The following is a 23,662-nucleotide window of genomic DNA, read 5'->3' as shown; positions in this document are numbered from 1 at the left end:
GGCGGCGGCCGGACCAGGTCCGGTCCGTGCTGGCCGCGCGGCTGATGGCCCTCGGCGGCTGCGCGCGACGAGGCCGTGCCCGGGCGGATCTCGCAGCTCACTCCGCGAGCCGGGGTGGAACGTGCCCACGCCCGGGACCACGACGACGTGATCCCGGGCGTGGGCCGCGGTCACTCGCGGGCGGTGATGCCGTACTCGGAGCGGAGCGCGGTGGCCTCGTCCTTGCGGTCGAGCGCGTCCAGAACCTCGGCGAGCAGCGCGGCCGGGACGTTGGCCGCGTCGGGGGAGGCGCCGGCGAGCACCTCGCGGAGCACGGGCTCGGCGGCGGCCGGGTCGCCGGAGCGGAACAGGGCCTCGGCGTACATGCCGGCGAGGTTGTCGGCCTCGCCGGTGGCGCCGATCTCGCGCAGCGCGGCGGCGGCGCCGGCCAGGTACGGGATCGCGTCGGCGTAGCGGCCACGGGACATCAGCACGCGGCCGGCCTCCCAGCCGAGCATGTGCCGTTCCCAGATCACCTGCGGGTGGCCGGTGGCCTCCGCGGGCAGCTCGGCGTCGCGGGTGCGGGCCAGCGCGACGGTCTCGACCGCCTCCTCCGGCTCGTCCGCGAAGTGCAGCGACGCGACGCGGCGGCGCAGCACGCGCAGCTCGGCGAGCAGGTTGCCGGCCTGGTGGAAGTCGTCGGCGGCCTCGCCGAACCGCTCCGCGGCCTCCTCGTCGCGGTCGGCGCGGTAGAGCGTCTCCGCCGCGTACTCCCGGATCTGGCCGCGACCGGCGTAGTTCTCGATCTCGGTCATCCGCGTGATCAGCGCCTCGTAGTGGATCAGCGCGATCTTGTCCTCGCCGAGCTGCCGGTACGTGTTCGCCAGCAGCAGCTGCGCGTCGTCGGCCCGGTCGTCGTCGCCGAGCCGGCGCAGCTCGGACAGCGCCTCCTCGGCGACCTCGGCCGACTCGGTGAGCCGGCCGGCCGCCTGGTACGCCTCCGCGAGATCCCGCCGCACCGCCGCGGCGGCGGGCAGCAGGTCCTGCTCGGTCAGCAGCGCCACGACCTCGATCAGCTCCGGCACCGCCTCGGCCGGCCGCTCCAGGCGCATCAGCGCGTTCGCCCGGCCGAGCCGCCCGTTGACCACGGTCTCCGGGTCGCCGAGCGACAGCACCTCGTCGAACAGCGCCAGCGCGGCCTCCGGCTCCGTGGAAAGCTGCCCGGCCAGCAGCAGCGCGCCGGCGAGCTGGTCGTCCGGCCCGTGCTCGCGGAAGAAGATCAGCGCGCGGCCGATCGCCTCGGTCGCCTCCTCGTGCCGGTGCCCGTTCGCCGCGATCTGGGCGCGGCGCACCGCGTACCGCGCGTGCATGCGCGGCTCGTCCACGTCGGCCAGCGCCGCGTCCGCGCGCTCCTGGGCCGCCATCGACGCGTCCGCGTCGCCGGTGATCATGTGTCGCAGCGCCAGCCGGGACCAGGCGGCCGCGACGTCCTTCGGCGTGCCGCCGTGCTCCTCCCGGTAGGCGATCTCGCGCTCCACCGCCTCGGCGCCGCTCTCGTCGCCGAGCAGCAGCCGGGCGATGCCGGCGCGGCCGGACACCGCGACCGCCTCGCCGTGGTCACCGGCCTCCGCGTACAGCTCGGCGGCGCGGTCCCAGGCCGCGGCCGCGGCCTCGCCGTCACGCCGATCCCAGTGCTGGCCGCCGCGCAGCGCCTCACGCTTCGCGGCCAGCGCCGGGCCGAGCGCGGCCGGGTCCGGGAAGCGCGCGTCGAACGCGTTTAGGATCGGGCCGCCGTCGCGGTCCGCGTCCTCCTCGTCCTCGGCCAGCGTGAGCAACTGCTCCGCGGTCGCCTCGGCCGGCACCTCGGGCGCGGGCGGCGCCGGGCGCTGCGGCACCGGTGGCACCGGCGCGGCGGCGCGCGCGGTGGGGGAGAGCGGCAGCTCCACGCCGAACGGCTCGGCCGCGAGCATGTCCTCGACGCGGCGGGACTGCCGGGTCGTGCCGTTGCGCGCGTCGAACCGGGCGGCGATCGCGCGCGCCTCCGCGGCCAGCTCGTCCGCGAGCGCCGCGACCGTGGTGTCGCCGCGCTCGGCGCGGTGCACCACGGTGTCGCCGTGACCGAGCGCGGCGGCGCGGCCCAGCAGCAGCGCGGACGCGGACGCGAACGTCATGGCCGCGGCCGGGGACGGCGCGCGGTCCAGCCAGTCGATGTGCCGCTGCACGATCTCCAGGCCGCGGTGCTCGTTGCCGGTGCGCGCGCAGAACTCGATGTGGTCGCCGATGTCGCCGAGGTCCGCGAGACTGCTGCGGATCAGCCCGTACGCCCGGCGGTGCGCGTCCACCGCCGCGTCCAGCCGGCCGGTCCGCACGTACGGCACCATCAGCGTGGCCAGCATGTTCTGCGGCTGCTCGGTGCAGGTCAGCCGGCCGGCCAGCACCGGCTCGGCCAGCGCCACGACCTCCTCGTCGCGCTTCTGGTCGGCGAGGTAGCGGGCCTTGCCGGTCGGGTCGCAGCCCTCGCAGTCGGACAGCTCGTCGCGCGGCGCGGCCTGCCACCGCTCGTACCACCGCGCGGTCGCCTCGGTGTCGCCGACGTGCCGGGCCAGCACGTACCGGTACTTGTAGACCGCCTGGAGGCTGTGCCCGCCCTCGCGGTAGCGGCGCTCCATGTCGTCCAGCACCGCCTGGGCGCGGTCGAGCGGCACCTCGGGGAAGCCGGTCATCTGGCTGATCATGGTCTTGAAGTACCAGAGCAGCGTGTGCGTCCAGTTCGCGTGGTACGGCGCGGGCTGCGAGTCGAACTCGGCCAGGCACCAGGAGAACGTGACGAACGCCTTCGCGGGCTCGCCACCGTACACATAGGCCTGCGTGCCGTGGATGCGCGACACGAACCGCAGCTCCGGGTCGCCGGCCGCGTCCGCGTGCCGGATCACCTGCTCGGTCAGCGCGATCCGGGCCGCGCCGTAGGGCATGTCACCGGCCTGCGCCAGCAGTCCCCAAAGCTCCTGCGCCGAAGTGGTCATGCCGGATCCCCCGATCCCGGGACGGCTCGGCCGAGCAGGCCGAGGAAGGACGTGTTCAGCAGTGCCGCGTCGGCCGGCCGGATCGGGTGGTACCCGAGCAGCAGCGCCTGACCGTACAACGACTCGACCGCGAGCGCGGTCAGCTCCGGATCGCCGAGCGCGGTGATCCGGCGGACCAGCGGATTGCGATGGTTCAGCACCAACTGCGGGCGGTCCGGCGGCGCGGCGCTCGCCAGTGCGTCCAGCACGCCGCCCCACAGGTCGTCCGCCTTCTCCCGGGTGGCGGTGAACTCGCCGTGGAACGCGGCGGCCCGGCTCACCAGGTACAGCGACGGCAGCGAGGCGGGCTCGAACGCGCGCACCACCACCTCGCAGCCGAGCCGGTCCAGCCGCCGCTGCGCCCCCGTCAGGAACGGGCGCAGCCGCAGCTCGGTCTCCCGGTCGAGCGCGTCGAACGTGGTGGTCAGGTCCGTCGGCTCCAGCCGCTCGACCCGGATCTCCGCGTCCAGCGCGGGCAGCCGCTCGATGATGTCGGTGTCGTAGGTGTAACCACCGTTCACCACGCCCACGTCCTGCGCCGCGGCCACGGCCGCGAGCTGGCGGAACTCGTCCAGCGTGGCCGCGTAGCGGACGACGCCGTGCCGCGCGCGGAACTCGGCCAGCGTGGTGCGCCCCATGTTCGTCTCCATCGGCCACCACTGCTCGACCAGGCGCAGCATGTCCGCGTCGTGCAGGGCCAGCGCCTTCACGCCGAGGTGGTGGATGGAGAGGAACTCGGAGAGCCGGCGCGGGTCGGTGCTGGACAGCCGCACCAGCCAGCCGCGGAGCTGGTCCGCGATCGCCTCGCGGGTGGTCTCCAGCAGGCCGTCCTCGTACAGCGCCTCGCGGCTGGCGGTCGGGCGCAGCTCGGTGGAGTCGACCACGCACCGGGCGAAGAACGCCCACTCCGGGAGCAGGCCCTCGACCGCCTCGGCCAGCAGCATGCGCTTGAGGTAGACCCGGTGGCCGCCGCGCACGGCCGGGTTGATCGGCGTGGGCAGCACGAACGCGGCGCCGGTCAGGCCCGCCTCCGGCACGTGCAGCTCGATGACGTCGAACGGGGTGAAGCCGAGCACGCTCTCCGCGTACCGCAGGAGGCTCTCGCGCCGGTCGGCCCTCCGCTCCCACGGCGGCGTGCCGATCGTGGTGCGCTCGCCGTCGACCGTGACCTCGATCGGCAGCATCGCGCCGTAGAGCGCGGCCAGCCGGGTCACCTCCGCGCCGGTCAGCCAGGTCTCGGCGCCGCGGCGCGGGATCAGCGTGACCGACGTGCCGGGCTCGCGCTCCGGGCCGGGACGCACCTCGTACCGCCCGTCGGAGAAGCCGGTCCAGATCACCGGCGCCGCGTCGCCACGGCGGGTGTGCACCCGGATCTCGTCCGCCACCAGGAAGCAGGAGAGCAGGCCGATGCCGAACTGGCCGAGGAACTCGTGCCGGGCGAAGCCCAGATCGTCCCGCTTCGAGCTGCGCCCGATCGTGGCCAGCAGCTCGTGCACCTGCGCCTCGGTCAGGCCGATGCCGTTGTCGCTGATGCGCAGCGTGCCGTCGCCGGTCGCGTCCGCGGACTCGATCGCCACCCGGCCGGCGTGCTCGGGCTCGGCGTGCCGCACCGCGGTGATCGCGTCGACCGCGTTCTGCAGCAGCTCCCGCACGTACACCTGCGGGCTGCCGTAGAGATGGTGGCTCAGCAGATCGACGATGCCCCGAAGATCCACCTGGAAGGTGTTGCTCACGGATGACTCCCCCATGTCCGACAGGCGCACAAGATACAGGGCGGGTGCGACATCGCGGGACCGGATTCACGGCATGTCCGCCACCACCGCGAAAAGCAGCCGCGCCGGGTCGGCCGAACGGCGATGAAAAATCTTGATATACCCGCTTCCGGCCGGGTCCGGCCCGCATGCTCCCGCGGGCACCGGTCGGCCGCGGGCGGCCTTCCTGCCGGTTCCGCGGTCGGTCTTCCTGCCGGTTCCGCGGGCGGTCTTCCTGCCGGTTCCGCGGGCGGTCTTCCTGCCGGTTGCGCGGGTGGTCTTCCTGCGCGGGCGGTCTTCCTGCCGGTTGCGCGGGTGGTTCCCGGCGAGGCTCTATCGGGACGGCGCGGCGAGGAGAAGCCCGTCGAGGGCGGCGAACAGCGCGTCCGGGACCGCGAATCCGACCCGGTCGGCGAGGCGCTCCCAGCGGTGCCGGCCGTACCGCCAGGTCTCGATGATCGACGTGTGTGGCGCGGGCGCCGTGAGCCGGTGCAGCGCGGCCACCACCTCGGGCGGCAGGTCCGTCTCGGCCGCCCGGGACGGCGTGAGCCAGTGCTGGGTGCGGTCCTCCGCGAGCCGGACCATCCACAGCAGATGCCGGTGCGCGTGGGCGAGCGCGTCCACCGCGCGCAGCAGCTCGCCGCGTGACGCCACGTGATGTGCCAGGAGCAGCCAGTTGGCGAACCGGCCGCACAGCTCGGCCACTTCCGCCGCCGTGGCCGGGAGCGCGGGCCGGTCCGGCAGCGCGTCGAGTGCGCGCCGCAGTTCCCCGGTCCGGTCGAGCACCACCATGCGCGAGGCGGGCGCGCCGCGCGCCGGCCAGGTCGCGACCGAGGGGATGTCCGCGGCCGTCGCGACGTGGAACTCGCCGCGCACCAGGCCCGGGAAGATGACCACGTGCGCGCCGAACTCGTTGCGCACCACGTGCAGGCGCGGGCCGATGCCGTCCAGCCAGCCGTCCGGGTCCGGCGGCGCCGCCTCGAAGAACAGCCAGAACTCGACGTCGCTGTGCGCGTCGCCGCGCCCGGCCGCGAACGAGCCGTAGGTGAGCGCGGCGGTGAGCCGCGGGTCGGCCCGGCACAGCTCGCCGACCCGTGCGATGAGCCGCTCCTGGATCAGCACGCCGGGTCAGCCGAGCACGAACGAGGCGTCGCGGTAGAAGCCGCGGGAGCCGTCCGGGCGGTCGATGTAGAGCGCGAAGTTCCGGTGGCGCACCACGTGGTTGGGGTAGTTGTAGGAGCGCAACATGATCGATCCGTCGGTCGCGCCGTCCCGCGGGCAGAACGTGGCGTCGGCACGGAACAGCGCGCTGCCGTCCGGCCGGGACGCGCGCAGCCGGTAGTCGTAGTGGCGCAGGTAGCGCCCGTCCGGCAGGCGCAGCGACAGGCACGACGCGTCGGCCAGCCCGGGGACCGCGGTCAGCGTGGCCGCCCCCGGTTCCAGCACCGCGTAACCGCCGCGCTCCCGTACGTACCGGTCGGGGTAGTTGACCGCGCGCAGCGTCACCTGGTTCTCGGCCGGCGTGGGTGACGGCCGCGGGGGCGCGGGTGCCGGCGGCGCGGCCGGCGGCGGCGAGGACTCCGCCGGCGCGGCCGGCGGCGCCGCGACCTCGGCCACGCCGGGCGCGGACGACGGCGTCGCGGACGGGCTGGCCGACGGCGACGGCGACGCGGACGGGCTGAGCGAGGGCGACGCGGACGGCGACGCCTCGGAGTCCGCTGTGGACGCGGGCAGCGTGCGCCGGGGCAGGTCCGCCGCGACCGGCACCGGCGCCACGTTCTCCGGCGCGCGGGTCAGCGCCAGTGCGCCGCCCGCCACCAGCACCACCATCGTCGCCACGGCGGCGAGGACCAGGACCGCGGACGGGCGCCGTACCGGCGGCAGGGGTTCCGGGGTGAGCTCCGCCGGGCCGGCGAGCAGTTCGAGCGGCTCGTAGACCGTGCCGCGGGACACCGCCACGGTCGCGCCGGCCGGCTCGGGCAGCAGCCCGTCCGCGTGCAGCGCGGCGAGCAGCGTGTTCGGCACCGGGACCAGCGCGAGCCCGCTGATCAGCCGCTCCGCCGGGATGTGGTGGGCCGCGGTGCCGGAACAGACCGGGCAGTTCTCCACATGCCGGAAGATCCGCTTGCGCCAGACCGGACCGGGCCGGTGGTCCCAGCCCGTGGCGACCAGCCGCAGACCCGGGCAGACCGGGCGCGCCCGCAGCGCGCTGACCAGGGTCCGCACCACGTCGAGCTGCGCGCGCATGCGGTCGACGCGCGCGCCGGCGTCCGCCAGCGACAGGCGCAGCGCGGCCGCGGACTCGGACCGGCTGATCGCGCCGGTCGCCTCCAGCCACCACAGCGACAGCGGGACCGCGTGCTCGCCGTCCAGCCAGCGTGTCGCCTCGGCCAGCCGCCGGCGCTGGCCGGAGAGTCCGAGCCGGATGATGCTCAGCCCCACGAAGTCGGCGCCCGGGTCCGGCGCGTCGCCGTCCTCCGGCAGCGGCGCGCGCGTGCCGCCGCGGCGCACCCGGGTGGCCTGGCGCAGCGCGTGCGCCAGCAGCCACGCCCGGAACGCGCCCGGATCGCGCAGGTCCGGCAGCTCCCGGGCGACGCGGTGCATGGTCTGCCGGACCGCGTCGTCGATGTCCGCATGGGCGCCGACCGCCCGGCCGATCACGTTGTAGACGAGCGGCAGCTGCTCGGCGACGAGCTCCGCCAGCGCCGGCCGGTCGCCATTCCGCGCCGCCGCCACCAGGGCGAACCGCTTCGTCACCACGCACTCCTTAGCAGATCCTTAAGCAGCCCAGACCGTACCGAATCATGGCCACCAGGAACAGTGGGCCGGTGAATCGTCCGCGGGACAACCCGATCGGGGGCGCGGGGTCCCGGCGCGCGGGGCCGATCGCGGTGCCATGATGGGCGGCGGATACAGGGGAGGCGTACATGGCGTTCGGCGCGCGGACGTCCGGCGGTCCCACCCGGACGGTGGTGACGCTCGACGGTGAGTGTGATCTGGCGGTTCGGGAGGAATTGACCGCTACGTTGCTGGCCGCTGTCGCCGCGGCACGCACCGTGGTGGTCGACCTGCTGCACGTCACGTTCATCGACTCCACCGGCGTGCACAGCCTGGTCACCGCGCATCACGCCGCGCTCGCCGCCGGCGGCCGGCTGCACGTCACCAACGCGACCGGGCCGGTCGCCACCGTGCTCGACCTGACCGGGGTCGGCCCGCTGCTCGCCGAGCCGGGTGACACCGTTGGCTGAGGACGGGCGCATGCGCTACGCGGTCGCGACCGACCTCGCGGCGCTGCGCGCCTTCGTCGCCGCCCGGGCCGTCGCGCTCGGCCTTCCCGAGGAGCGCGCGGAGCTGCTGGTTCTCGCGGTGAGCGAGCTGGCCACCAACACGCTCCAGCACACCGGCTCCGGCGGCGAGGTCACGCTGCATGCCGCGCGCGGCCGGCTGACCTGCGACGTCGTCAACCAGGTGCGCGACGGCACGGCCGTGCCGGTCCTCGGCCGCCCGATGCCGGCGGCGGACGCGCTGCGTGGTCGCGGCCTCGCGATCGTGGAGCGCATCTGTGACGAGGTGGAGACGTCCGTGGTCGCCGGCAGCACGCGGGTGCGCATCCACCTCGACCTGTGACCTGCCGGCGGCCGGATCACGGCAGGACGCGGACCGCCAGCGTGCAGGTGTCGTCGAACGTGCTCGGCTCGTTCAGCGCCGCGTGCACCCGGCGCAGGTCCGGGCCGGCCGCGGCGAGCGCGTCGCGGACCCGGAGGACCTGCGCGGCCGGGTCGCCGGCCCGGCGCTCCACCAGCCCGTCGGTGTAGAACAGCACCACGTCGTCCGGGCGCAGCACCGGCGTCAGCACCGGGTACTCCGCGCTCTCCGCGGCGCCGAGCAGCAGCCCGCACGGGCGGTCGAACTCGTCGGCGCCGCCGTCGCGGGACAGCAGCGGCATCGGATGACCGGCGCGGGCCCACCGCAGCGTACGGCCGGCCGGGTCGTACAGCGCGATGATCGCGGTGCCGGTAATGCCGAGCTGGAGGCAGAGCCGATTCAGGTGGGAGAGCAGCACGCCGGGATCGCGAAGCCCGATGGAGAGCCAGGCGACCAGCGCGAACCGCAGGTGGGCCATGCCGCTGGCCGCGTCCAGCCCGTGCCCGGCGACGTCGCCGACCGCGAGCGCGACCAGCCCGTCCGGCAGCGTCTGCGCGTGGTACCAGTCGCCGCCGACCAGGACCGCGCGCTCGGCCGGCAGGTAGCCGACCATCACCTCCAGCCCGGCCAGCGCGAACGGCTCGCGCGGCACCGGCTGGATCATGTTCTGCAGTTGGCCGGCGAGGCGGTGCTCGGCGATCGCGGTCATCTCGCGGCTGCGCAGCTGGTCGCTGAGCCGCTCGATCTCCGTGCGCGTGTCCACCCGCACGGTGACGTCCTGCACCACCGCGTAGATCTTGACCGGCCGGCCGTCCCCGTCCGGCGCGGTGTCCGACAGGATTCGCAGGTGCTTGACGTCGTCGCCGACCCGGAACCGCACGGTCACATCGGACGTGGCGCCGCTGTCCAGCGTCTGCCACGCGGTCTCGGCCAGGCCGCGGTCCTCCGGCAGCATGAGCGCGGCCATCTCGAGGCGTGGCAGCGGGCCGTCGGCCGGGTCGCGCGCGAAGATCCGGTACATGCCCGGTGACCAGGAGGTGCGGCCGGTGTGCAGGTCGTACTCGGACCAGCCGAGGTTGCCGATCAGCTCGGTGTGCGCCAGCCGGCGCAACTGCTCGTCCTCGCGGTGCCACACCACCAGCAGGCCGCCCAGCACGCGCCGCACGCTGACGCCGAAGACGGAGTGCGCGACCACGCCGGACCGCGACTCGGCGTAGCCGAAGTCGGGCAGCTCACCCGGCTCGCCGGTCTCCAGCACCCGCAGGTACAGCTGCCACAGCGGCCCGCCGACCATGGTCGGGTAGAGCGTGGCGATCGTGCTGTCCCGCCGGCTCGCGCCGCGATGGTAGATGTCCGGCACCCGGTCCCCGGCCGCGGCGATGCGGAAGTCGGCGACCGCGCCGTCCGCCCCCTCCATCGGCACCAGCCACGACCAGCCGGCCGGAATCCCGTCGAGGACCTCCTGGACGATCGCAGCGGCCCGCTCCGACCCGAGCACGCCGTCGTCCACCACCCACACAGTTTATCCGCAGCCACCGCGAGCGGATCGCGCCATCGTCCGGTGATAGGCCCCGATTGGGATGTATCGAAATAACCTGATGCGCCCTAGCGTCGCGGCATGCGCATCTCTCGCCTCATCGCCGCCGTCGGCCTCGTGGTCGCCGGTCTGCTCGCGCCGTCCGCCGCCGTGGCGGCGCCGGAGTCGGACCCGGAGTTCGGCACGCTGGTCGTCAACGGGCGGCCGGCCACCGAGAACTACTCGTTCATGGTCTACCTGTCCGGCTGCACCGGCTCGCTGATCAAGAACAACTGGGCCGTCACGGCCGCACACTGCTCAACCCCCTCGACGGTACGGGTCGGGAGCGTCAACCGCACCAGCGGCGGTACGGTCGTCTCCGTCACCCGTGCGATCTCCCACCCCCGGATCGACGTCAAGCTGCTCCAGCTCGGCTCCGCGGTCTCGCACGCGCCCGCGCCGATCCCCACGGCGTCCGGTGCGACCGGCACCGCCACCCGGATCATCGGCTGGGGCCAGACCTGCCCGGCCCGCGGCTGCGGCCCCGTGCCCACGGTCGCGCACGAGTTGGACACCTCGATCGTGGCGGACAGTCGGTGCTCCAACATCGACGCCGCGTACGAGATCTGCACCAACAACCCGAACGGCAACGCCGGCGCCTGCTACGGCGACTCCGGTGGCCCGCAGGTCCGCAGCGTCGGCGGGCGCTGGGAGCTGATCGGCGTCACCAGCCGGGCCGGCAACAACAACTCCACGTGCGCCACCGGCCCGTCCATCTACGGCGACCTGCCGTCGATCCGGGCCTGGGTCAACACGCAGGTCGGCGGGCTGCCCGCCTGATGCCGCGCGGTGGCGTGGGGCCGGTGCGCCGCACCGGCCCCACGTGCATGATGGGTGCATGATCGGCTTCCCCGTCAGTCCCGTCAGCCTGGGCACGTCGTGGCTCGGCAACCCGGCCGCGCCAGACGGCTCGCCCGCGCCCGAGTCCGCCGCGCTGGCCCGCGCGCTGCTCACCGGCCCGTCCGCGGTGATCGACACGTCGAACAACTACGCCGGTGGCCGCAGCGAGACCGCGCTCGGCCGGGCCGTCCGCGAGCTCGGGCTGCCGGCCGGGAAGACCGTCGTCACCAAGGTCGACGCCGATCCGGTGACCGGCCGCTTCGACCGCGACCGGGTGTGGCGCTCGTTCGAGGAGAGCACCGCGCGGCTCGGCCTGGACCGGCTGCCGCTGCTGCACCTGCACGATCCTTACACGATCACGGTGGAGGAGGCGTTCGCGCCCGGCGGTGCCGTGCAGGGCCTGCGCGAGCTGAAGGAGCAGGGCCTGGCCGGCGCGATCGGCGTGGCGGCCGGCGAGATCGGGCTGATGACCCGGTACGTGACCAGCGGCGCGTTCGACGTGCTGCTCACGCACAACCGCTACACGCTGGTCGACCGGCGCGCCGAGCCGCTGATCGCCGAGGCCGTGTCGCGCGGCATGGGCGTCTTCAACGCGGCGCCGTTCGGCGGTGGGCTGCTGGCCGGCCGCGACACCCGCTACGCGTACCGTGAGGCCTCGCCGGAGCTGCTGGCCTGGGTCGAGCGCGCGAGGGAGACGTGCGCCCGGTTCGGGGTCGCGCTGCCCACGGCCGCGCTGCACTTCTCGCTGCGCAACCCGCACGTCGACTCCACCATCGTCGGCGTGAGCCGCGTCGCGCGCATCGCGGACCTGGAGGCCATGCGTACCGCCGAGATCCCGGACGCGCTGTGGCCGGAGCTGGACGCGCTCGGCACCGCGCCGTCGACCATCGAGGACTGATCACATGACGGTGGACGCGACCGTCCGCGAGTGGCACGCGGACCAGGGCTGGGGCGTGCTCGACTCGGCCGAGACTCCCGGTGGCTGCTGGGCGCATTTCAGCGCCGCCGCGACGCCGGGCGCCGCACGGTTGGCGCCGGGCACGCCGGTCCGGCTCGATTGGGAGTCGCCGGGCCAGGACGGCTATCCGTTCCGCGCGGTCCGGTTCTGGCCGGCCGGGTCCGATCCGCGGGACGACCCCGCGGCCGGCCCCGGCGCCGCCTACTCCAGCACGCTCTCGCTCTCCTTCGACGACGACTAGCCGCGCCCGCGCGGTTCCAGCGTGGACGTACGGGTTCGCGTGCCGCGCACCGTCCGTGACCCGGGGCGGTCCCGTGCGCCTCGGTCACGCCGACCGCGGTGAGCGGCGGGATCGGGCCACGTCGCGGGCGGCGGTCCGCTGCCCGGTGCCGTACGTGTGCACGTCGGGCCGCGCGACCGCCGGTGCGCTGCCCGTCCGGGCCGACCGTGGTGCCTCGATGCGGCGGGTTCGGCTCGTTCACCGGGTCGCTCGTGTCGAACGCGATGCCGTGCGCGTCGGTCACTGTCAGTAGGACGATCGAGGCATGTCAAGGCGTCGACGCCGCATACTGCGTACCGGCGCCGGTGGGAAGGCTTCAGTCGCGGAGCCGATCCGCTGCAACCGAAGGGGGAGGGGACGCGTGTTGGTCGCGAGCCGCGGGGGACACCGCGACATCACACGGGGAGGGGCAGATGACGATGGTCAGCGAGGCGGCCACGGCATTGGTTGATGACACAGGGCCGCCGACGTTCGAGTCGTTCTACGCGACGCACTTTCAGCGGCTGTCACTCCAGCTCTTCGCGTACACCGGCGACTTCGGACAGGCGCAGGACGTCGTCCAGGAGGCGTTCTGCCGCGCACTGCCCCGATGGGAGAAGGTCTCCCGGTACGACGACCCGTTCGCCTGGCTGCGCAAGGTGGCCTGGAACCTGGCGACCAGCCGGTTCCGCCGGCTGCGGGTCCAGCAGGCACACGTACGACGCTATCGTGAGGAACACGTCGATGGGCCCGGTCCCGACCGGGTCGCGCTGGCCCGCGCGCTCGCCACTCTCCCGGAGAAGCAGCGGCGCGCCGTCATCCTCTACCACCTCGGCGATCTGTCCATCGCACAGATCGCCGAGCAGGAGGACGTCGCCGAGGGAACCGTCAAGTCCTGGCTGCATCGCGGCCGTACCGCCCTCGCCGCCCAGCTCACCGACGCCTGAAACGGAGCCCCAGCCATGATGGACGAACAGTTCCACTCGGACGCGATCGACAACGCGTTCGCCGCCTTCCGCACCGGGCCCGACCTGCCCGCGCCGCTCGGCGCCGCCGCGGCACGCGCCACCGTGCGCCGCCGCCGGCAGGTCCGCGCCGGTGTCACCACCGGCCTGACCGCGCTGCTCATCGCGGCCCCGGTGGCCGCCTACGCGGCCGGGGTGATCGGCACGAACGACCCGCCGGACGAGACGGCCACCCAGCCGCCGACCCCGTCCGCGTCCGCGACCAGCCCGGCGCCGAGCCCCTCGGCGAGCGTGGAGACCACCGCGCCGGTGCCGGACGGCCGGATCGACGACGCGACGCTGAAGGAGTCGATGCTCGACCTGCCGGCCTGGCCGTACTCGGGCGCGCAGTTCTGCTCGCCCGGCTCGCAGCGGCTCGCCCCCGAGGCGCGCGACATGGGTGACGTCACGCTGGTGCGCACCGCCTACGTCGACGTGGACTCCGACGGCGTCGAGGAGACCGCGGCGGTGCTGCACTGCCAGGTCGCCCAGGCCGGTGAGTACCAGGTGGTCGTCTTCGACCGGGACGGCGCCGGGAAGATCATCACGCTCGGGACCGTGGTGGCGACCCACCTCGCCGGGCACGAGGAGGGCGGGATTCCGGCGCTCGTGCGCAACATCGGCGCGGACGGCAACCGCGTCCGGGTGGAGGTCGGCGACGTCGTGTTCTGCTGCGGCGGCGACCCGTCGCACACCCAGTACCAGTGGCGGTCCTACGCGCTGGAGGGCGGCACGTTCCGGCAGGTCGCCGGCGAGACGGCGTTCCCGCCGAACCCGCACCTGTCGCCCGGCGCGACCGGCGGGGACTCCGGCCCGGCGGCTCCCGACCAGCCCGCCACGGCCGATCTGCGGATCGCGTCCGCCGGCATGTCCGGCACCACCACGGGCGAGACGTTCACCGGCACGATCACCATCACGATCACGGTCGGCGGTACGGCGTCGGTCAACCCGGTCGTCGGGTTCGCGCTGCCGAAGGGCGCGGAGCTGAAGTACGTGCCGATGGGGTGCGAGCGCGACGACGACGCGGACATCGGCAACCGGAGCGGCGACACGGGCGCGGCGTACCTCTGCATGATGGGCCCGACCGGGGCCGGCGACACCACGCTCGGCGGCCCGTTCGAGATCACCGGCCCGGCCGCGACCTTCCCGGCCGGCGCGGAGAAGGTGGCGTACGTCGAGGTGCGCGCCGCTCCCGACCCGAACGTGTGGCCGGCGGCCGGCGCCGCGGTGCCGGAAACGAACAAGGCCGACAACCTGGCCACCGTGCGGTTCACGGTCGGCTGAGCACGGCTAGGGGCCCGCTCCACCCGGAGCGGGCCCCTCGCCACGTCACGTCGTCAGTCCACCGGGGTGGCGGTCAGCGGGCCGCCGTCCGCCAGCGCGCCGCTGTCCACCGCCGCCACCCACCCGCCGTCGTGCCGCAGCAGGATCATCGACGCGTCCTCGCCCGCGGTCAGCGAGCGCAGCGACGCCACCGCCGGGCCGGCCAGCACGATGCCGCGGTCCGTGCCGGTCGCCGGCACCGTGCCGAGCGAGCCGTTCACCGACACGCACAGCTCCGCACTGTCCACCGTGATGTGGAACGTGTCCGCGTCGCACATGCCGAGGAAACCGCCGCGGCCCGCGCCGGGCGTGGTGAGCGCGCCGTCCACCGTGTACACCTGCACGTCGTGCGTGCCGCTGGGGAAGCCGGCGCCGAACACGTACCGGTAGGCGGCCCAGCCGCCGGCCGCGGCCATCGCGACGGCCAGCACCACCCCGGCGATCCGCGGCGCCCGGCCGGTGCGCTCTCGATGCATGTAGACGGCCATCGCCGTAACCTCCCTGTCCGTGGCGTCGCCGTCGAATCTATGGACGATCGGGTCCGGTGCCCTGAGCCGCGGTACTCAGCTCAGCCGAGTATGCGCACCAGTTCGTCCAGCCACTCGCCGTGCCGGCCGCTGCCGCGCACCAGGTGGACGAAGTCCCGCGCCTCCGCGCGCAACGCCGGCCCGGCCTGCGGCCGCAGCCGTTCGATCAGGTACTCCGTGGGCACGGACTCGTCGAGCGCCTCACGGATCGCGTCGGTCACGGCGGTGTCCAGCACGGCCAGCGCGGGCTCCAGCGGCGCGGCCACGCCGGCCACGATCCGGTCCCAGCGGGGGAGCGCGCTGACCGGCGAGGGGCGGCCGGACGAGTAGCGCGCGGTCATCGCGGCGGCCAGGTGCGCGCGCAGCACCGCGGACCGCACGCTCGCCGCGGCCGGGTAGGTGAGGTGGTCGAGCCGGCCGTCGCCGGGCCGCCCCAGCATGGTGCAGAACGCGCGGCAGCGCTCGACGGCCGCGACCACGGCCGCGGCGAGCAGCACCTCGCCGATCACCCGCACCGGGTGGCCGCCGTCCGGCAGCAGCCGCGCGGCGGCCTCCACCAGCACGTCCGCGGCGAACAGGTCGGCCACGGTCTCGGCGCGCACGTCGGCCGGGTGCAGCGGGCGCCGGTGCAGCACGTCGCCGATCAGGTCGTGGCCGTCCTGCCGGCGCGCGGCCAGCAGCATGGTGCGCACGGACGCGTCGGTGAGCGGGCCGCGCGCGTGCGTGTGCGCGTCCGCGAAGTGGCCGAACTCGTGCGCCAGCGCGTAGAACCACAGCGCGAGCCGCTCCTCGGTGTCCGCCGCGGACTCCAGCCCGGCGGGGTGCGGCGCGGTCCACTCCCGGTCCAGGAACGCGGCCACGCCGCACCGGGCGGCCAGGTCCGGGTTGCCGAGCCGCAGCGCGGTCTCCGCGAGCAGGTGCAGTGCCGCCTGACGGCAGAGGATCCGGCGGGTACGGGCCGGCAGCCGGTCGGCCAGCAGCAGCGTGCGGAGCAGCAGGCCGGACGCGAGCGACCGGCGGCTCCAGGCCACGGCCGGCACCGGCAGCCCGGGCAGGGCCAGCACCTCGGGCGTACCGTCGTCGACCCAGACCAGCGTGGTGTCCGCGCCGAGCCGCGCGGCGACGATGTCCAGCACCGTGTTCATCGGCGTGCGCTGTTCACGTGGGTAGACCGACCAGGCCACGCCCGCGCCGACCAGCGGCGGGACGGCGCGCCGCAGTCGCTGCCGCAGCACCTGATCGGCCTCCACCGGCCCACTATCGGCCAGGCTCGATCAATATCGCCATACGCCGTTAGGGCGTGTCTGGCGGATCGTCGCCGGCCCGCGGCGTGGCCCGGCCGCACGGCACGACCACCCGGATACAACACCGGTATCCGGCGCCCGCGCCGCACACCCGGACGACACCTGGACCTCGGCTCGGCTCGACGCGATCCACCAGCCACGCCTTAGGTGTGAGCGGCCACCGTCGCGGGTACGGCCGTGCCGAGCGCGGCCCAGGTGGCTGGCCCGGCGACGCCGTCGACCAGCAGCACGTGCGCGCGCTGGAACTCGCGCAGCGCCAGCTCCGTCTCCACGTCCAGCACGCCGCTGACCGTGGCCAGGTAGCCCAGCACCAGGAGCCGCTCCTGCAACAGCACCACCTCCGCGCCGCTGTCCCGCGGGTGCAGCTCCGCGCGGTGGCCGAGCGGCCGGTACCAGAGCACGTCCGGGTCCCAGTGGTTCTCCGTCGCATGCGCGGCCGTGCGGAACAGCGCCCGGTCGGCCGCGTTCCGCTGGGTGGCGCCCTGGATGCGCCCGTGGTCGGCCGCGGCCCGCCAGTCACCGGCCGCGCAGTCCGCGCGCAGGTCCGGCCAGCCGGAGAAGTCCGGGCCGTGCGCCCAGGCCAGGCTGAGCAGCGCCAACTGCGCGTCGGCCGGCCAGCGCGGGAACCCGGCGAACTCGGGCGTGCGGATCAGCCGGTCCTCCAGCGCGGCGAGCCGGCGCGCGGCCAGCTCGTCGACGCCGTCCTCGGTCAGCCGCACGGCGGTGCGCCCGGCGAAGTCGAGGGGCCGCCCGGCCAGGTCCGGCCGGGACTGCACGGCCGTGTACGCCTCACGGATCTGGCGCGTGGACGCCCCGATCGTCGGCTGGTCCGCGAGCACGAACGGCAGTGTCATCGCCTCGTCCACGGAGTCCAGCCGGCATCCGGTGCCGACCGTGACCAGGCCCCAGCTGTCCAGATAGAGGTACGGCACGCGTCCCTCGATGGGCTCGGTGAAGATCAGGAACGCGTCGGATACGGAGCTTCTCATGCGAAGAGCGTAGGGATCACCGTACCGCTATGGCGGGATTTAAGGGTTTTTGGCGGTGGGCCGGTGGACGGATGTGCGGGCGGCTCCGCGCGCGTCCGGGTCCATACTTGCCGGAACACCACTCGGGAAGGAACGTCCCCATGGCCGACATCTCGCTGCTCCCCGCCGACTCCGCCGCCGACGCGGCGCTGGTGGCCGAGGTGACCGCGCTGGTCAACGAGGTCTACGCGACCGGCGAGAAGGGCATCTGGCGGGACGAGGCGGCCCGCACCGACGCGGCCGAGATCGCCTCGTTCATCCGGGCCGGCGAGATCGCGGTGGCCCGGCTCGGCCCCGCGCTGGTCGGCGCCGTCCGGGTGCGGCGGCTCCCCGGCGGCGAGGGCGAGTTCGGCATGCTGGCCGCGCACCCCGGGCACCGCGGCACCGGCATCGGGCGCGACCTGGTCGCGTTCGCGGAGGACTGGGCGCGCGGGCAGGGGCTGGCCGTCATGCAGCTCGAGCTGCTGTACCCGACGGAGTGGGAGCACCCGGTCAAGGCGTTCCTGCGCGACTGGTACACCCGTAGCGGCTACCGGATCGTGCACAAGGCCGACTTCGCGGAGGCGTACCCGGCGCTCGCGCCGAAGGTCGCCACGCCCTGCGACTTCCTGGTCTTCCACAAGGCCCTCTAGAGCCGCCGGTCAGGCGTTGGCGGCCTCGACCAGCCGGGCCAGCGCCGCCGCGTCCGGCCCCTGGCCGAACGCGGCGAGCCGGCTCAGCGGGAGGCTGCCGAGGAAGGTCAGCGCCTCCGGGTCGGAGAGGATGCCGGGTGGACCGCCGGCGAGCGCCCCGGTCAGCACGCGGGCGCCGCGCGGGTCGGCCATCCACTCGCCGAGCGTGGAGTCGGCGCTCAGCGGCACGCGGGTGTCGTCGCCGGTCACCTCGACCGTGACCGCGGTGCGCAGGTCCCGGGACGAGGCGCCGGCCTCCAGCAGATACGCGCCGCCCTCGACCGCCCACCGGCCCAGTCGCACGTCCCAGTAGGCCAGGTCGTCGCGCGCGATCCGGACCTCCGCGGTGACGGTCGCGCCGGCCGGCACCTCCACCACCGTGAAGCCCTTCAGCTCGCGCGGCGCGCGGCGCACCGCCGACCCGGGCAGGCTCGCGTAGACCTGCACCACCTCGCGGCCGTCCCGCGCGCCCTCGTTCGTCACCGGCACCCGCACCACCACGCCGGAGCCGTCGGTGTCCGCGGTGGCCGGGCCGTAGCCGAACCGGGTGTAGGACAGGCCGTGGCCGAACGGGTACGCCACCGCCTGCCGCCGCGCGTCGAAGCCCCGGTAACCGGCGAACAGGCCCTCGCCGTACCGCACGTGGCCGCCCTCGCCGGGGAAATCCAGGTAGGACGGATGGTCCTCCAGCCGCAGCGGGATCGTCTCGGCCAGCCGCCCGGACGGGTTGACCCGGCCGAACAGCACGTCGGCCAGCGCGCCACCGGCCGCCTGGCCGAGCAGCCAGCTCTCCACCACGGCGGGCACGGCCGCGTCCCACGGCGAGGTCAGCACCACGGCGCCGTTGGTCAGCACCACCACGGTACGCGGGTTCGCCGCCACCACCCGGCCGATGAGCGCGAGCTGCTCCGCGGGCAGCTCCAGGCTGTCCCGGTCCAGGCCCTCGGTCTCGTTCCCGCTGCTCGCCAGCACCACCGCCACGTCCGCGGCCCGGGCCGCCGCGACCGCCCGCTCCGGGTCCGCGCCGTCCACGTGGGCGACCGGCGCGGAGGTGAGCGCCGCGACCTCGGCGACCAGGTCGTCGACCCGGGTCGGGTTGATCTGCGAGCTGCCGCCGCCCTGGAACCGCGGCGCGCGCCCGATCAGCGCGATCGAGGTGCCGGACTCAGGCAGCGGGAGCAGGCCGCCGTCGTTCTTCAGCAGCACGATGCCGCGCGCGGCCACCTCCCGGGCCAGCGCGTGGTGCGCGTCCGCGTCGACCGGCGCCGCCGCCGCGTCGGCGGCGCGGGCGACCAGCGCGCGCACCCGCGCCGCGGCGGTGTCCAGGGCGGCCGGATCCAGCGTGCCGTCCCGCACGGCGGCGACCAGCGCGCGGTCGCCGGCCGGGTCCGGTCCCGGCATGGTCAGGTCCAGCCCGGCGCGGACGGCCGCGACCCGGTCCACCACCGCGCCCCAGTCGGAGACGACCACGCCGTCGAAGCCCCACTCGCCGCGCAGCACGTCGGTGAGCAGCCAGCGGTTCTCCGCCGCGTGCACGCCGTTGATCCGGTTGTACGCGCACATCACGGTCCACGGCCGGGCCTCGCGCACCACCCGCTGGAACGCGCGCAGGTAGAGCTCGCGCAGCGTGCGCTCGTCCACGTCCGCGCTGACCCGCATGCGGTCGGTCTCCTGGCTGTTGACCGCGAAGTGCTTGAGTGACGCGCCCACGCCGCGGCTCTGCAGCCCGCGCACCCACTCGGTGGCGAGCACGCCGATGAGCAGCGGGTCCTCCGCGTAGTACTCGAAGTTGCGGCCGCCGAGCGGCGTGCGCTTGAGGTTGATGCCGGGGCCGAGCAGCACGGCGACGTCCATCGCGCGGGCCTCGTCGCCGAGCGCCTCGCCGACCCGCCGCACCAGCGCCGGGTCCCAGGTCGAGCCGAGCGCCACGGCCGGCGGGAAGCAGGTGCTCGGCTCGCTGGCCAGCAGGCCGAGGTGGTCCGCGCCGGTGAGCTGCTTGCGCACGCCGTGCGGCCCGTCGGTGAGCATGACGTCGGGCACGTCGCCCACCGCGGTGGTCCGCCAGAACTCGCTGCCGCTGGTCAGCGCCGCCTTCTCCGCCGTGCTCAGCTCGTCCGGCATTCCGTCCTCCAAAACCAAGTGAACCTTAGGTTTTAGAGTAGGCCGCGACGCACGCCGCGGCAACGCGAGAGAACGGGCCGAACCTGGCCAACGCGTTCTGCACCGGCACGATCGCGCCCGGGACGTGAGCGCGTCCCCCGCGCGGGGGACCCCGGGCTGATCCCCGGACGGGGATTCGCCCGCTCCAGCGCGACCGTAGCGTCGGTGGTGTCGCGCGGCACCACCGCCGCGCCGGACGCGAAGGAGCCGCCGATGGGCAACCGCTACGCTGCCCGGGTGCTGCTGCGTCTGCCGTGGACCCTCGACCTGGTAGCCCGCTGGCAACGCCGCGGCATCACGGCCCGCGACGGGATGATCGCGCTGCTCTACGCGGTGCTCGGCTTCCTCCCGCCACTGGCGGAGATCGGCAGCCGGCTCGGTGAGCTGCCGGCCCGGCCGCTGGACGCGCTCGGCGTCGCGGCCGGGCTCGCCATGACGCTGCCGCTGGTGCTGCGCCGCACCCGGCCGGAGACCGCGCTCGCCCTGGTCGCGACCGGCTTCGCCGTCCAGGAACTGCGCGGGTACGTGACGTTCGCCAGCGTCGGCCTGCTGGTGGCGCTGTACAGCGCGGGCGCGTACCAGCGGCGGCTGCGCCGTACCGTCGCCGCGGTCGCGACCGCCGGGTACGCGCTGCTCACCGCCGCGCTGATCGCGGCCGGGTCGCCCACGTCCGCGGACGGGTTCCCGCTGTTCTACCTGGCGCTGGCCGGCGCCTGGCTGGTCGGCGCGTGGGCCCGCTGGTCGCGCGCCTCGGAGGCCGAGCGCCGCCGGCTGGCCGCGCGGACCGCGCTGGCCGCGGAGCGGGAGCGGATCGCCCGCGAGCTGCACGACGTGGTCACCCACCACGTCACGGCGATGGTGGTGCAGGCCGGCGCCGCGCAGTTCGTGGCGTCCTCGGAGGAGAAGGTGACGGCGAACCTGGCCGCGATCGGCGAGACCGGCCGCCGCGCGCTGGGCGAGCTGCGCGACCTGCTCGGCGTGCTGGACCCGGCCCGGCGCGCGCCGATGGACCGGCTGCCCACGCTGGCGCAGGTGCCGGACCTGGTGGAGCAGTCGCGCGCGGCCGGCCAGCCGATCGAGCTGGTCGAGCGCGGTGACCGGCCGGACCTGGGCGCGGGCCGCGAGCTGACCGCGTACCGGGTGGTGCAGGAGGCGCTGACCAACGCGCTCAAGTACGCGACCGGCCGCCCGACGCTGGTCCGGCTCGACCACCGCAGCGAGGGCGTGGACATCGAGATCACCACGTCGGCCGCGACCACGCGCCGCCCCGCGCCCGGTGTGGGCGGTTCCGGCCGAGGCCTGGCCGGGCTGCGCGATCGCGTCGAGCTGTTCGGCGGCGAGTTCGACGCCGGCCCCGCCCCGGACGGCGGCTTCACCGTCCGGGCCCGCATTCCGATCGGAGATCCGGCATGACCGTCTCGGTGCTCGTCGCGGATGACCAGGCGCTGGTGCGTACCGGGTTCGTCACGATCCTGGACTCGCAGGACGACCTGACCGTGGTCGGCGAGGCGAGCGACGGGAGGTCGGCCGTGGACACCGCGCTGCGGCTGCGGCCGGACGTGGTGGTGATGGACGTGCGCATGCCGGTCATGGACGGCATCGAGGCCACCCGCCGGCTGGCCGGCGCCGGCGTCCAGGACCCGATGAAGGTGCTGGTCGTGACCACGTTCAACCTGGACGAGTACGTCTACGAGGCGCTGCGCGCGGGCGCGGCCGGGTTCCTGCTCAAGGACGCGTCGCCGCAGGCGCTGATCGCCGGCGTGCGGACGGTCGCGCGCGGCGATTCGCTGATCGCGCCCGAGGTCACTCGCCGGCTGATCGGCCGGTACGCGGCCCGCCTGCGCCCCGCCGACCCGGCCGCCGCCGCGGCGTCCACGCTCACGCCGCGCGAGCTGGAGGTGCTGCGCCTGATCGCGGCCGGGCACTCGAACGCGGAGATCGCGACGGAGTTGGTGATCGGCGCCGAGACGGTCAAGACGTACGTCTCCCGCATCCTCACCAAGCTCGGCCTGCGCGACCGCGTGCAGGCCGTGGTCCACGCGTACCGCACCGGCCTGGTCAGCCCGGACGACTGACCCCAGGCTCAGGCCAGCAGTCCGGCGCGGCGGCCGATCACCGCGCCCGCGGTCAGCCCGGAGCCGCCCGGGTAGTTGCCGCTGAACAGCCCGCCGAGCATCTCGCCGCAGACGAACAGGCCGGGCAGCGGCGTGCCGCCGCCGGTCAGCACGCGCCCGTGCGGGTCCGCGCGCAGCCCGCCGAACGTGAACGTGATGCCGCAGGTCACTGCGAACGCGTAGAACGGCGCCGTGCGGATCGGCAGCGCCCAGTTGCTCTTCGGCGGTGTGGTGCGCGCCGCGCGTCCGTCCTTGATGGACGGGTCGAAGCGGACGGTCTCGTCGATCGAGTCGTTGAAGCCGGTCACGGTGGCGGTGAGCGTGTCCGCCGGCACGCCCATGCCGCGCGCCAGCGCGTCCAGCGTGTCCGCCACCACCACGCTCGCGCCCGGTGCGTCGTACTCCTCGGTGCGCAGCAGCGGGCGGATCTCCGCGTCGAAGACCTGGAACGCCACGCCGCCCGGCTGCCGCAGGATCTCCCCGCCGTACCGCGCGTAGGTGTAGTTGCGGAAGTCCGCGCCCTCGTCCAGGAACCGCCGCCCGTCCCGGTTCACCACGATGCCGAGCGGGTAGCTCTGCCGGGTCAGCCGGTTCGTCAGCGTCCGGTCGCCGGTGGCGGGCGCGCCGGCGTCCCACGCCACGCTGTGGCAGGAGGACCAGTCGCCGCCGCGCGCCGCACCGGCCGCGAGCGCGGCGCGCAGCATGTCGCCGGTGTTCAGCGGCGTGCCGCGGACCCGCGCGCGCTCCCAGCCGTCGCCGAGGTGCGCGCGCCGCCACTCCGGGTCCGCCTCGAACCCGCCCGCGGCCAGCACCACGGACTCGGCACGGATTTCGCCGTCCGCGTGGGCCACGCCGGTCACGCGGCCGTCCTCGGTCAGCAGCCGCTCGGCACGGTGCCCGTAGCGGACCTCGATCCCGGCCTCGGCGGCGGCCGCGGTGTGCTGCGCGATCAGGCCCTTGCCGCCGCCGGTGCTGCCCACCGCGAGCCCGCCCCAGAACACGTGCCGGCCGTCCGCGTCCTGATAGGACTGCCGTTCGTACATCAGCCGGAAGCGCAGCCCGAGCGTGCGCAGCCAGCCCAGCGCGGACCGGCTCTCCCCGGCCACGGTGGCGGCCAGCTCCGGATCGGTGCGGCCCTCGGTCACCCGCTCCAGATCGCGGACGAAGTCCTCCGGCGGGTACGGCGGCAGCACGGTCTCCGCGTGCCGGTCGTCGTGATCGACGATGCCGGCCAGGTCCGGCAGCCCGCCGTGCGCCACCCGGAACGCGCCGGCCGTGTAGTAGCTGTTGCCGCCCGCCTCGTCCGGCAGGCCCTTCTCCAGCAGCAGGACCCGGCGCCCCCGACCGGCCGCGGCCAGCGCCGCGCAGAACCCCGCGTTGCCACCGCCCACCACCACGACGTCGTACGACACGCGTCCCTCCGGCAACATTGAGAAGCTTGAAGATCCAACCGGCTGAATG

The 23,662-nt window shown here is 74.8% G+C and carries 20 protein-coding genes; 10 read left to right on the top strand and 10 right to left on the bottom strand.

Translation table 11 applies throughout. The annotated features are described in order from the left end of the window. Positions 1-170 precede the first annotated feature (170 nt). From J2S41_RS22930 to J2S41_RS39920, 4 genes are all read right to left on the bottom strand, one after another. Positions 171-3,002: a tetratricopeptide repeat protein gene (locus J2S41_RS22930; RefSeq protein ID WP_310370343.1), complete on the bottom strand. Its 2,832-nt coding sequence runs from the start codon at positions 3,000-3,002 to the stop codon at positions 171-173. After that, positions 2,999-4,774 (bottom strand): HSP90 family protein, encoded by a 1,776-nt coding sequence (locus tag J2S41_RS22925; RefSeq protein WP_310370341.1) that lies wholly within the window; start codon positions 4,772-4,774, stop codon positions 2,999-3,001. Before J2S41_RS22925 ends, J2S41_RS22930 begins: the two co-directional genes overlap by 4 nt. A 351-nt stretch (positions 4,775-5,125) precedes the next feature. Next, positions 5,126-5,914, bottom strand: a complete 789-nt coding sequence (locus tag J2S41_RS22920; protein ID WP_310370340.1) for a hypothetical protein — start codon at positions 5,912-5,914, stop codon at positions 5,126-5,128. A gap of 6 nt (positions 5,915-5,920) precedes the next feature. Further along, a complete protein-coding gene (locus J2S41_RS39920) occupies positions 5,921-7,549 on the bottom strand; it encodes an AbfB domain-containing protein (RefSeq protein ID WP_374728149.1) in 1,629 nt (542 codons plus the stop codon). A 170-nt stretch (positions 7,550-7,719) separates the two neighbouring features. Between J2S41_RS39920 and J2S41_RS22905 the strand changes: the two genes are divergently transcribed. Next, the gene (locus J2S41_RS22905; protein WP_310370338.1) at positions 7,720-8,040 is read left to right on the top strand and encodes an STAS domain-containing protein; all 321 of its coding nucleotides are present in this window, start codon (positions 7,720-7,722) and stop codon (positions 8,038-8,040) included. Then, entirely contained in the window at positions 8,024-8,419 is a 396-nt protein-coding gene (locus tag J2S41_RS22900; RefSeq protein WP_374728148.1) for an ATP-binding protein, read from the top strand. Before J2S41_RS22905 ends, J2S41_RS22900 begins: the two co-directional genes overlap by 17 nt. Before the next feature lie 16 nt (positions 8,420-8,435). Here the strand turns inward: J2S41_RS22900 and J2S41_RS22895 are convergent, their stop codons facing one another. After that, positions 8,436-9,950: a PP2C family protein-serine/threonine phosphatase gene (locus J2S41_RS22895; RefSeq protein ID WP_310370335.1), complete on the bottom strand. Its 1,515-nt coding sequence runs from the start codon at positions 9,948-9,950 to the stop codon at positions 8,436-8,438. Positions 9,951-10,055: 105 nt separating this feature from the next. Between J2S41_RS22895 and J2S41_RS22890 the strand changes: the two genes are divergently transcribed. From J2S41_RS22890 to J2S41_RS22870, 5 genes are all read left to right on the top strand, one after another. Next, entirely contained in the window at positions 10,056-10,793 is a 738-nt protein-coding gene (locus tag J2S41_RS22890; RefSeq protein WP_310370333.1) for a S1 family peptidase, read from the top strand. Positions 10,794-10,851: 58 nt separating this feature from the next. Further along, positions 10,852-11,751 (top strand): aldo/keto reductase, encoded by a 900-nt coding sequence (locus tag J2S41_RS22885; RefSeq protein WP_310370332.1) that lies wholly within the window; start codon positions 10,852-10,854, stop codon positions 11,749-11,751. A gap of 4 nt (positions 11,752-11,755) precedes the next feature. Continuing rightward, a complete protein-coding gene (locus tag J2S41_RS22880) occupies positions 11,756-12,052 on the top strand; it encodes a cold shock domain-containing protein (RefSeq protein ID WP_310370331.1) in 297 nt (98 codons plus the stop codon). A 452-nt stretch (positions 12,053-12,504) separates the two neighbouring features. Further along, a complete protein-coding gene (locus J2S41_RS22875; protein ID WP_310370330.1) occupies positions 12,505-13,017 on the top strand; it encodes a SigE family RNA polymerase sigma factor in 513 nt (170 codons plus the stop codon). 15 nt (positions 13,018-13,032) lie between these two features. Next, positions 13,033-14,358, top strand: coding sequence for a hypothetical protein (locus tag J2S41_RS22870; RefSeq protein ID WP_310370329.1), 1,326 nt, complete (start codon positions 13,033-13,035; stop codon positions 14,356-14,358). A 53-nt stretch (positions 14,359-14,411) separates the two neighbouring features. On the opposite strand, the gene J2S41_RS22865 is transcribed toward J2S41_RS22870, so the two are convergent. The 3 genes from J2S41_RS22865 to J2S41_RS22855 form a co-directional block, all read right to left on the bottom strand. Further along, on the bottom strand, positions 14,412-14,885 hold the full coding sequence (locus J2S41_RS22865) for a hypothetical protein (protein WP_310370327.1): 474 nt from the start codon (positions 14,883-14,885) through the stop codon (positions 14,412-14,414). 80 nt (positions 14,886-14,965) lie between these two features. Then, entirely contained in the window at positions 14,966-16,174 is a 1,209-nt protein-coding gene (locus tag J2S41_RS22860; protein ID WP_310370326.1) for a hypothetical protein, read from the bottom strand. A 197-nt stretch (positions 16,175-16,371) separates the two neighbouring features. Further along, positions 16,372-17,217 (bottom strand): peptidoglycan-binding protein, encoded by an 846-nt coding sequence (locus J2S41_RS22855; protein ID WP_310370324.1) that lies wholly within the window; start codon positions 17,215-17,217, stop codon positions 16,372-16,374. A 140-nt stretch (positions 17,218-17,357) separates the two neighbouring features. Between J2S41_RS22855 and J2S41_RS22850 the strand changes: the two genes are divergently transcribed. Continuing rightward, entirely contained in the window at positions 17,358-17,888 is a 531-nt protein-coding gene (locus J2S41_RS22850) for a GNAT family N-acetyltransferase (RefSeq protein ID WP_310370322.1), read from the top strand. A gap of 9 nt (positions 17,889-17,897) precedes the next feature. Here the strand turns inward: J2S41_RS22850 and J2S41_RS22845 are convergent, their stop codons facing one another. Further along, on the bottom strand, positions 17,898-20,048 hold the full coding sequence (locus tag J2S41_RS22845) for a glycoside hydrolase family 3 C-terminal domain-containing protein (RefSeq protein WP_310370320.1): 2,151 nt from the start codon (positions 20,046-20,048) through the stop codon (positions 17,898-17,900). A 279-nt stretch (positions 20,049-20,327) separates the two neighbouring features. Between J2S41_RS22845 and J2S41_RS22840 the strand changes: the two genes are divergently transcribed. Both J2S41_RS22840 and J2S41_RS22835 read left to right on the top strand, forming a co-directional pair. Beyond that, positions 20,328-21,500, top strand: a complete 1,173-nt coding sequence (locus J2S41_RS22840) for a sensor histidine kinase (RefSeq protein ID WP_374728265.1) — start codon at positions 20,328-20,330, stop codon at positions 21,498-21,500. After that, positions 21,497-22,162: a response regulator gene (locus tag J2S41_RS22835; RefSeq protein WP_310370318.1), complete on the top strand. Its 666-nt coding sequence runs from the start codon at positions 21,497-21,499 to the stop codon at positions 22,160-22,162. The genes J2S41_RS22840 and J2S41_RS22835 overlap by 4 nt, the downstream gene beginning before the upstream one ends. A gap of 8 nt (positions 22,163-22,170) precedes the next feature. Here J2S41_RS22835 and tcuA read toward each other — a convergent pair whose 3' ends face one another. Further along, on the bottom strand, positions 22,171-23,613 hold the full coding sequence (gene tcuA, locus J2S41_RS22830; RefSeq protein ID WP_310370316.1) for an FAD-dependent tricarballylate dehydrogenase TcuA: 1,443 nt from the start codon (positions 23,611-23,613) through the stop codon (positions 22,171-22,173). Positions 23,614-23,662: the final 49 nt, after the last annotated feature.

Source organism: Catenuloplanes atrovinosus, assembly GCF_031458235.1.
Taxonomy (GTDB): domain Bacteria; phylum Actinomycetota; class Actinomycetes; order Mycobacteriales; family Micromonosporaceae; genus Catenuloplanes; species Catenuloplanes atrovinosus.
This window is presented reverse-complemented; position numbering and strand designations above follow the sequence as displayed.

Excerpts from the sequence above, each read along its gene's own strand:
- J2S41_RS22850 (WP_310370322.1), top strand. The coding sequence starts at position 17,358 with ATGGCCGACATCTCGCTGCTCCCCGCCGACTCCGCCGCCGACGCGGCG.
- J2S41_RS22865 (WP_310370327.1), bottom strand. The coding sequence starts at position 14,885 with ATGGCCGTCTACATGCATCGAGAGCGCACCGGCCGGGCGCCGCGGATC.
- J2S41_RS22855 (WP_310370324.1), bottom strand. The coding sequence starts at position 17,217 with ATGAGAAGCTCCGTATCCGACGCGTTCCTGATCTTCACCGAGCCCATC.
- J2S41_RS22930 (WP_310370343.1), bottom strand. The coding sequence starts at position 3,002 with ATGACCACTTCGGCGCAGGAGCTTTGGGGACTGCTGGCGCAGGCCGGT.
- J2S41_RS22845 (WP_310370320.1), bottom strand. The coding sequence starts at position 20,048 with ATGCCGGACGAGCTGAGCACGGCGGAGAAGGCGGCGCTGACCAGCGGC.
- J2S41_RS22835 (WP_310370318.1), top strand. The coding sequence starts at position 21,497 with ATGACCGTCTCGGTGCTCGTCGCGGATGACCAGGCGCTGGTGCGTACC.
- J2S41_RS22885 (WP_310370332.1), top strand. The coding sequence starts at position 10,852 with ATGATCGGCTTCCCCGTCAGTCCCGTCAGCCTGGGCACGTCGTGGCTC.
- J2S41_RS22880 (WP_310370331.1), top strand. The coding sequence starts at position 11,756 with ATGACGGTGGACGCGACCGTCCGCGAGTGGCACGCGGACCAGGGCTGG.
- J2S41_RS22870 (WP_310370329.1), top strand. The coding sequence starts at position 13,033 with ATGATGGACGAACAGTTCCACTCGGACGCGATCGACAACGCGTTCGCC.
- J2S41_RS22905 (WP_310370338.1), top strand. The coding sequence starts at position 7,720 with ATGGCGTTCGGCGCGCGGACGTCCGGCGGTCCCACCCGGACGGTGGTG.
- J2S41_RS22890 (WP_310370333.1), top strand. The coding sequence starts at position 10,056 with ATGCGCATCTCTCGCCTCATCGCCGCCGTCGGCCTCGTGGTCGCCGGT.
- J2S41_RS22875 (WP_310370330.1), top strand. The coding sequence starts at position 12,505 with ATGACGATGGTCAGCGAGGCGGCCACGGCATTGGTTGATGACACAGGG.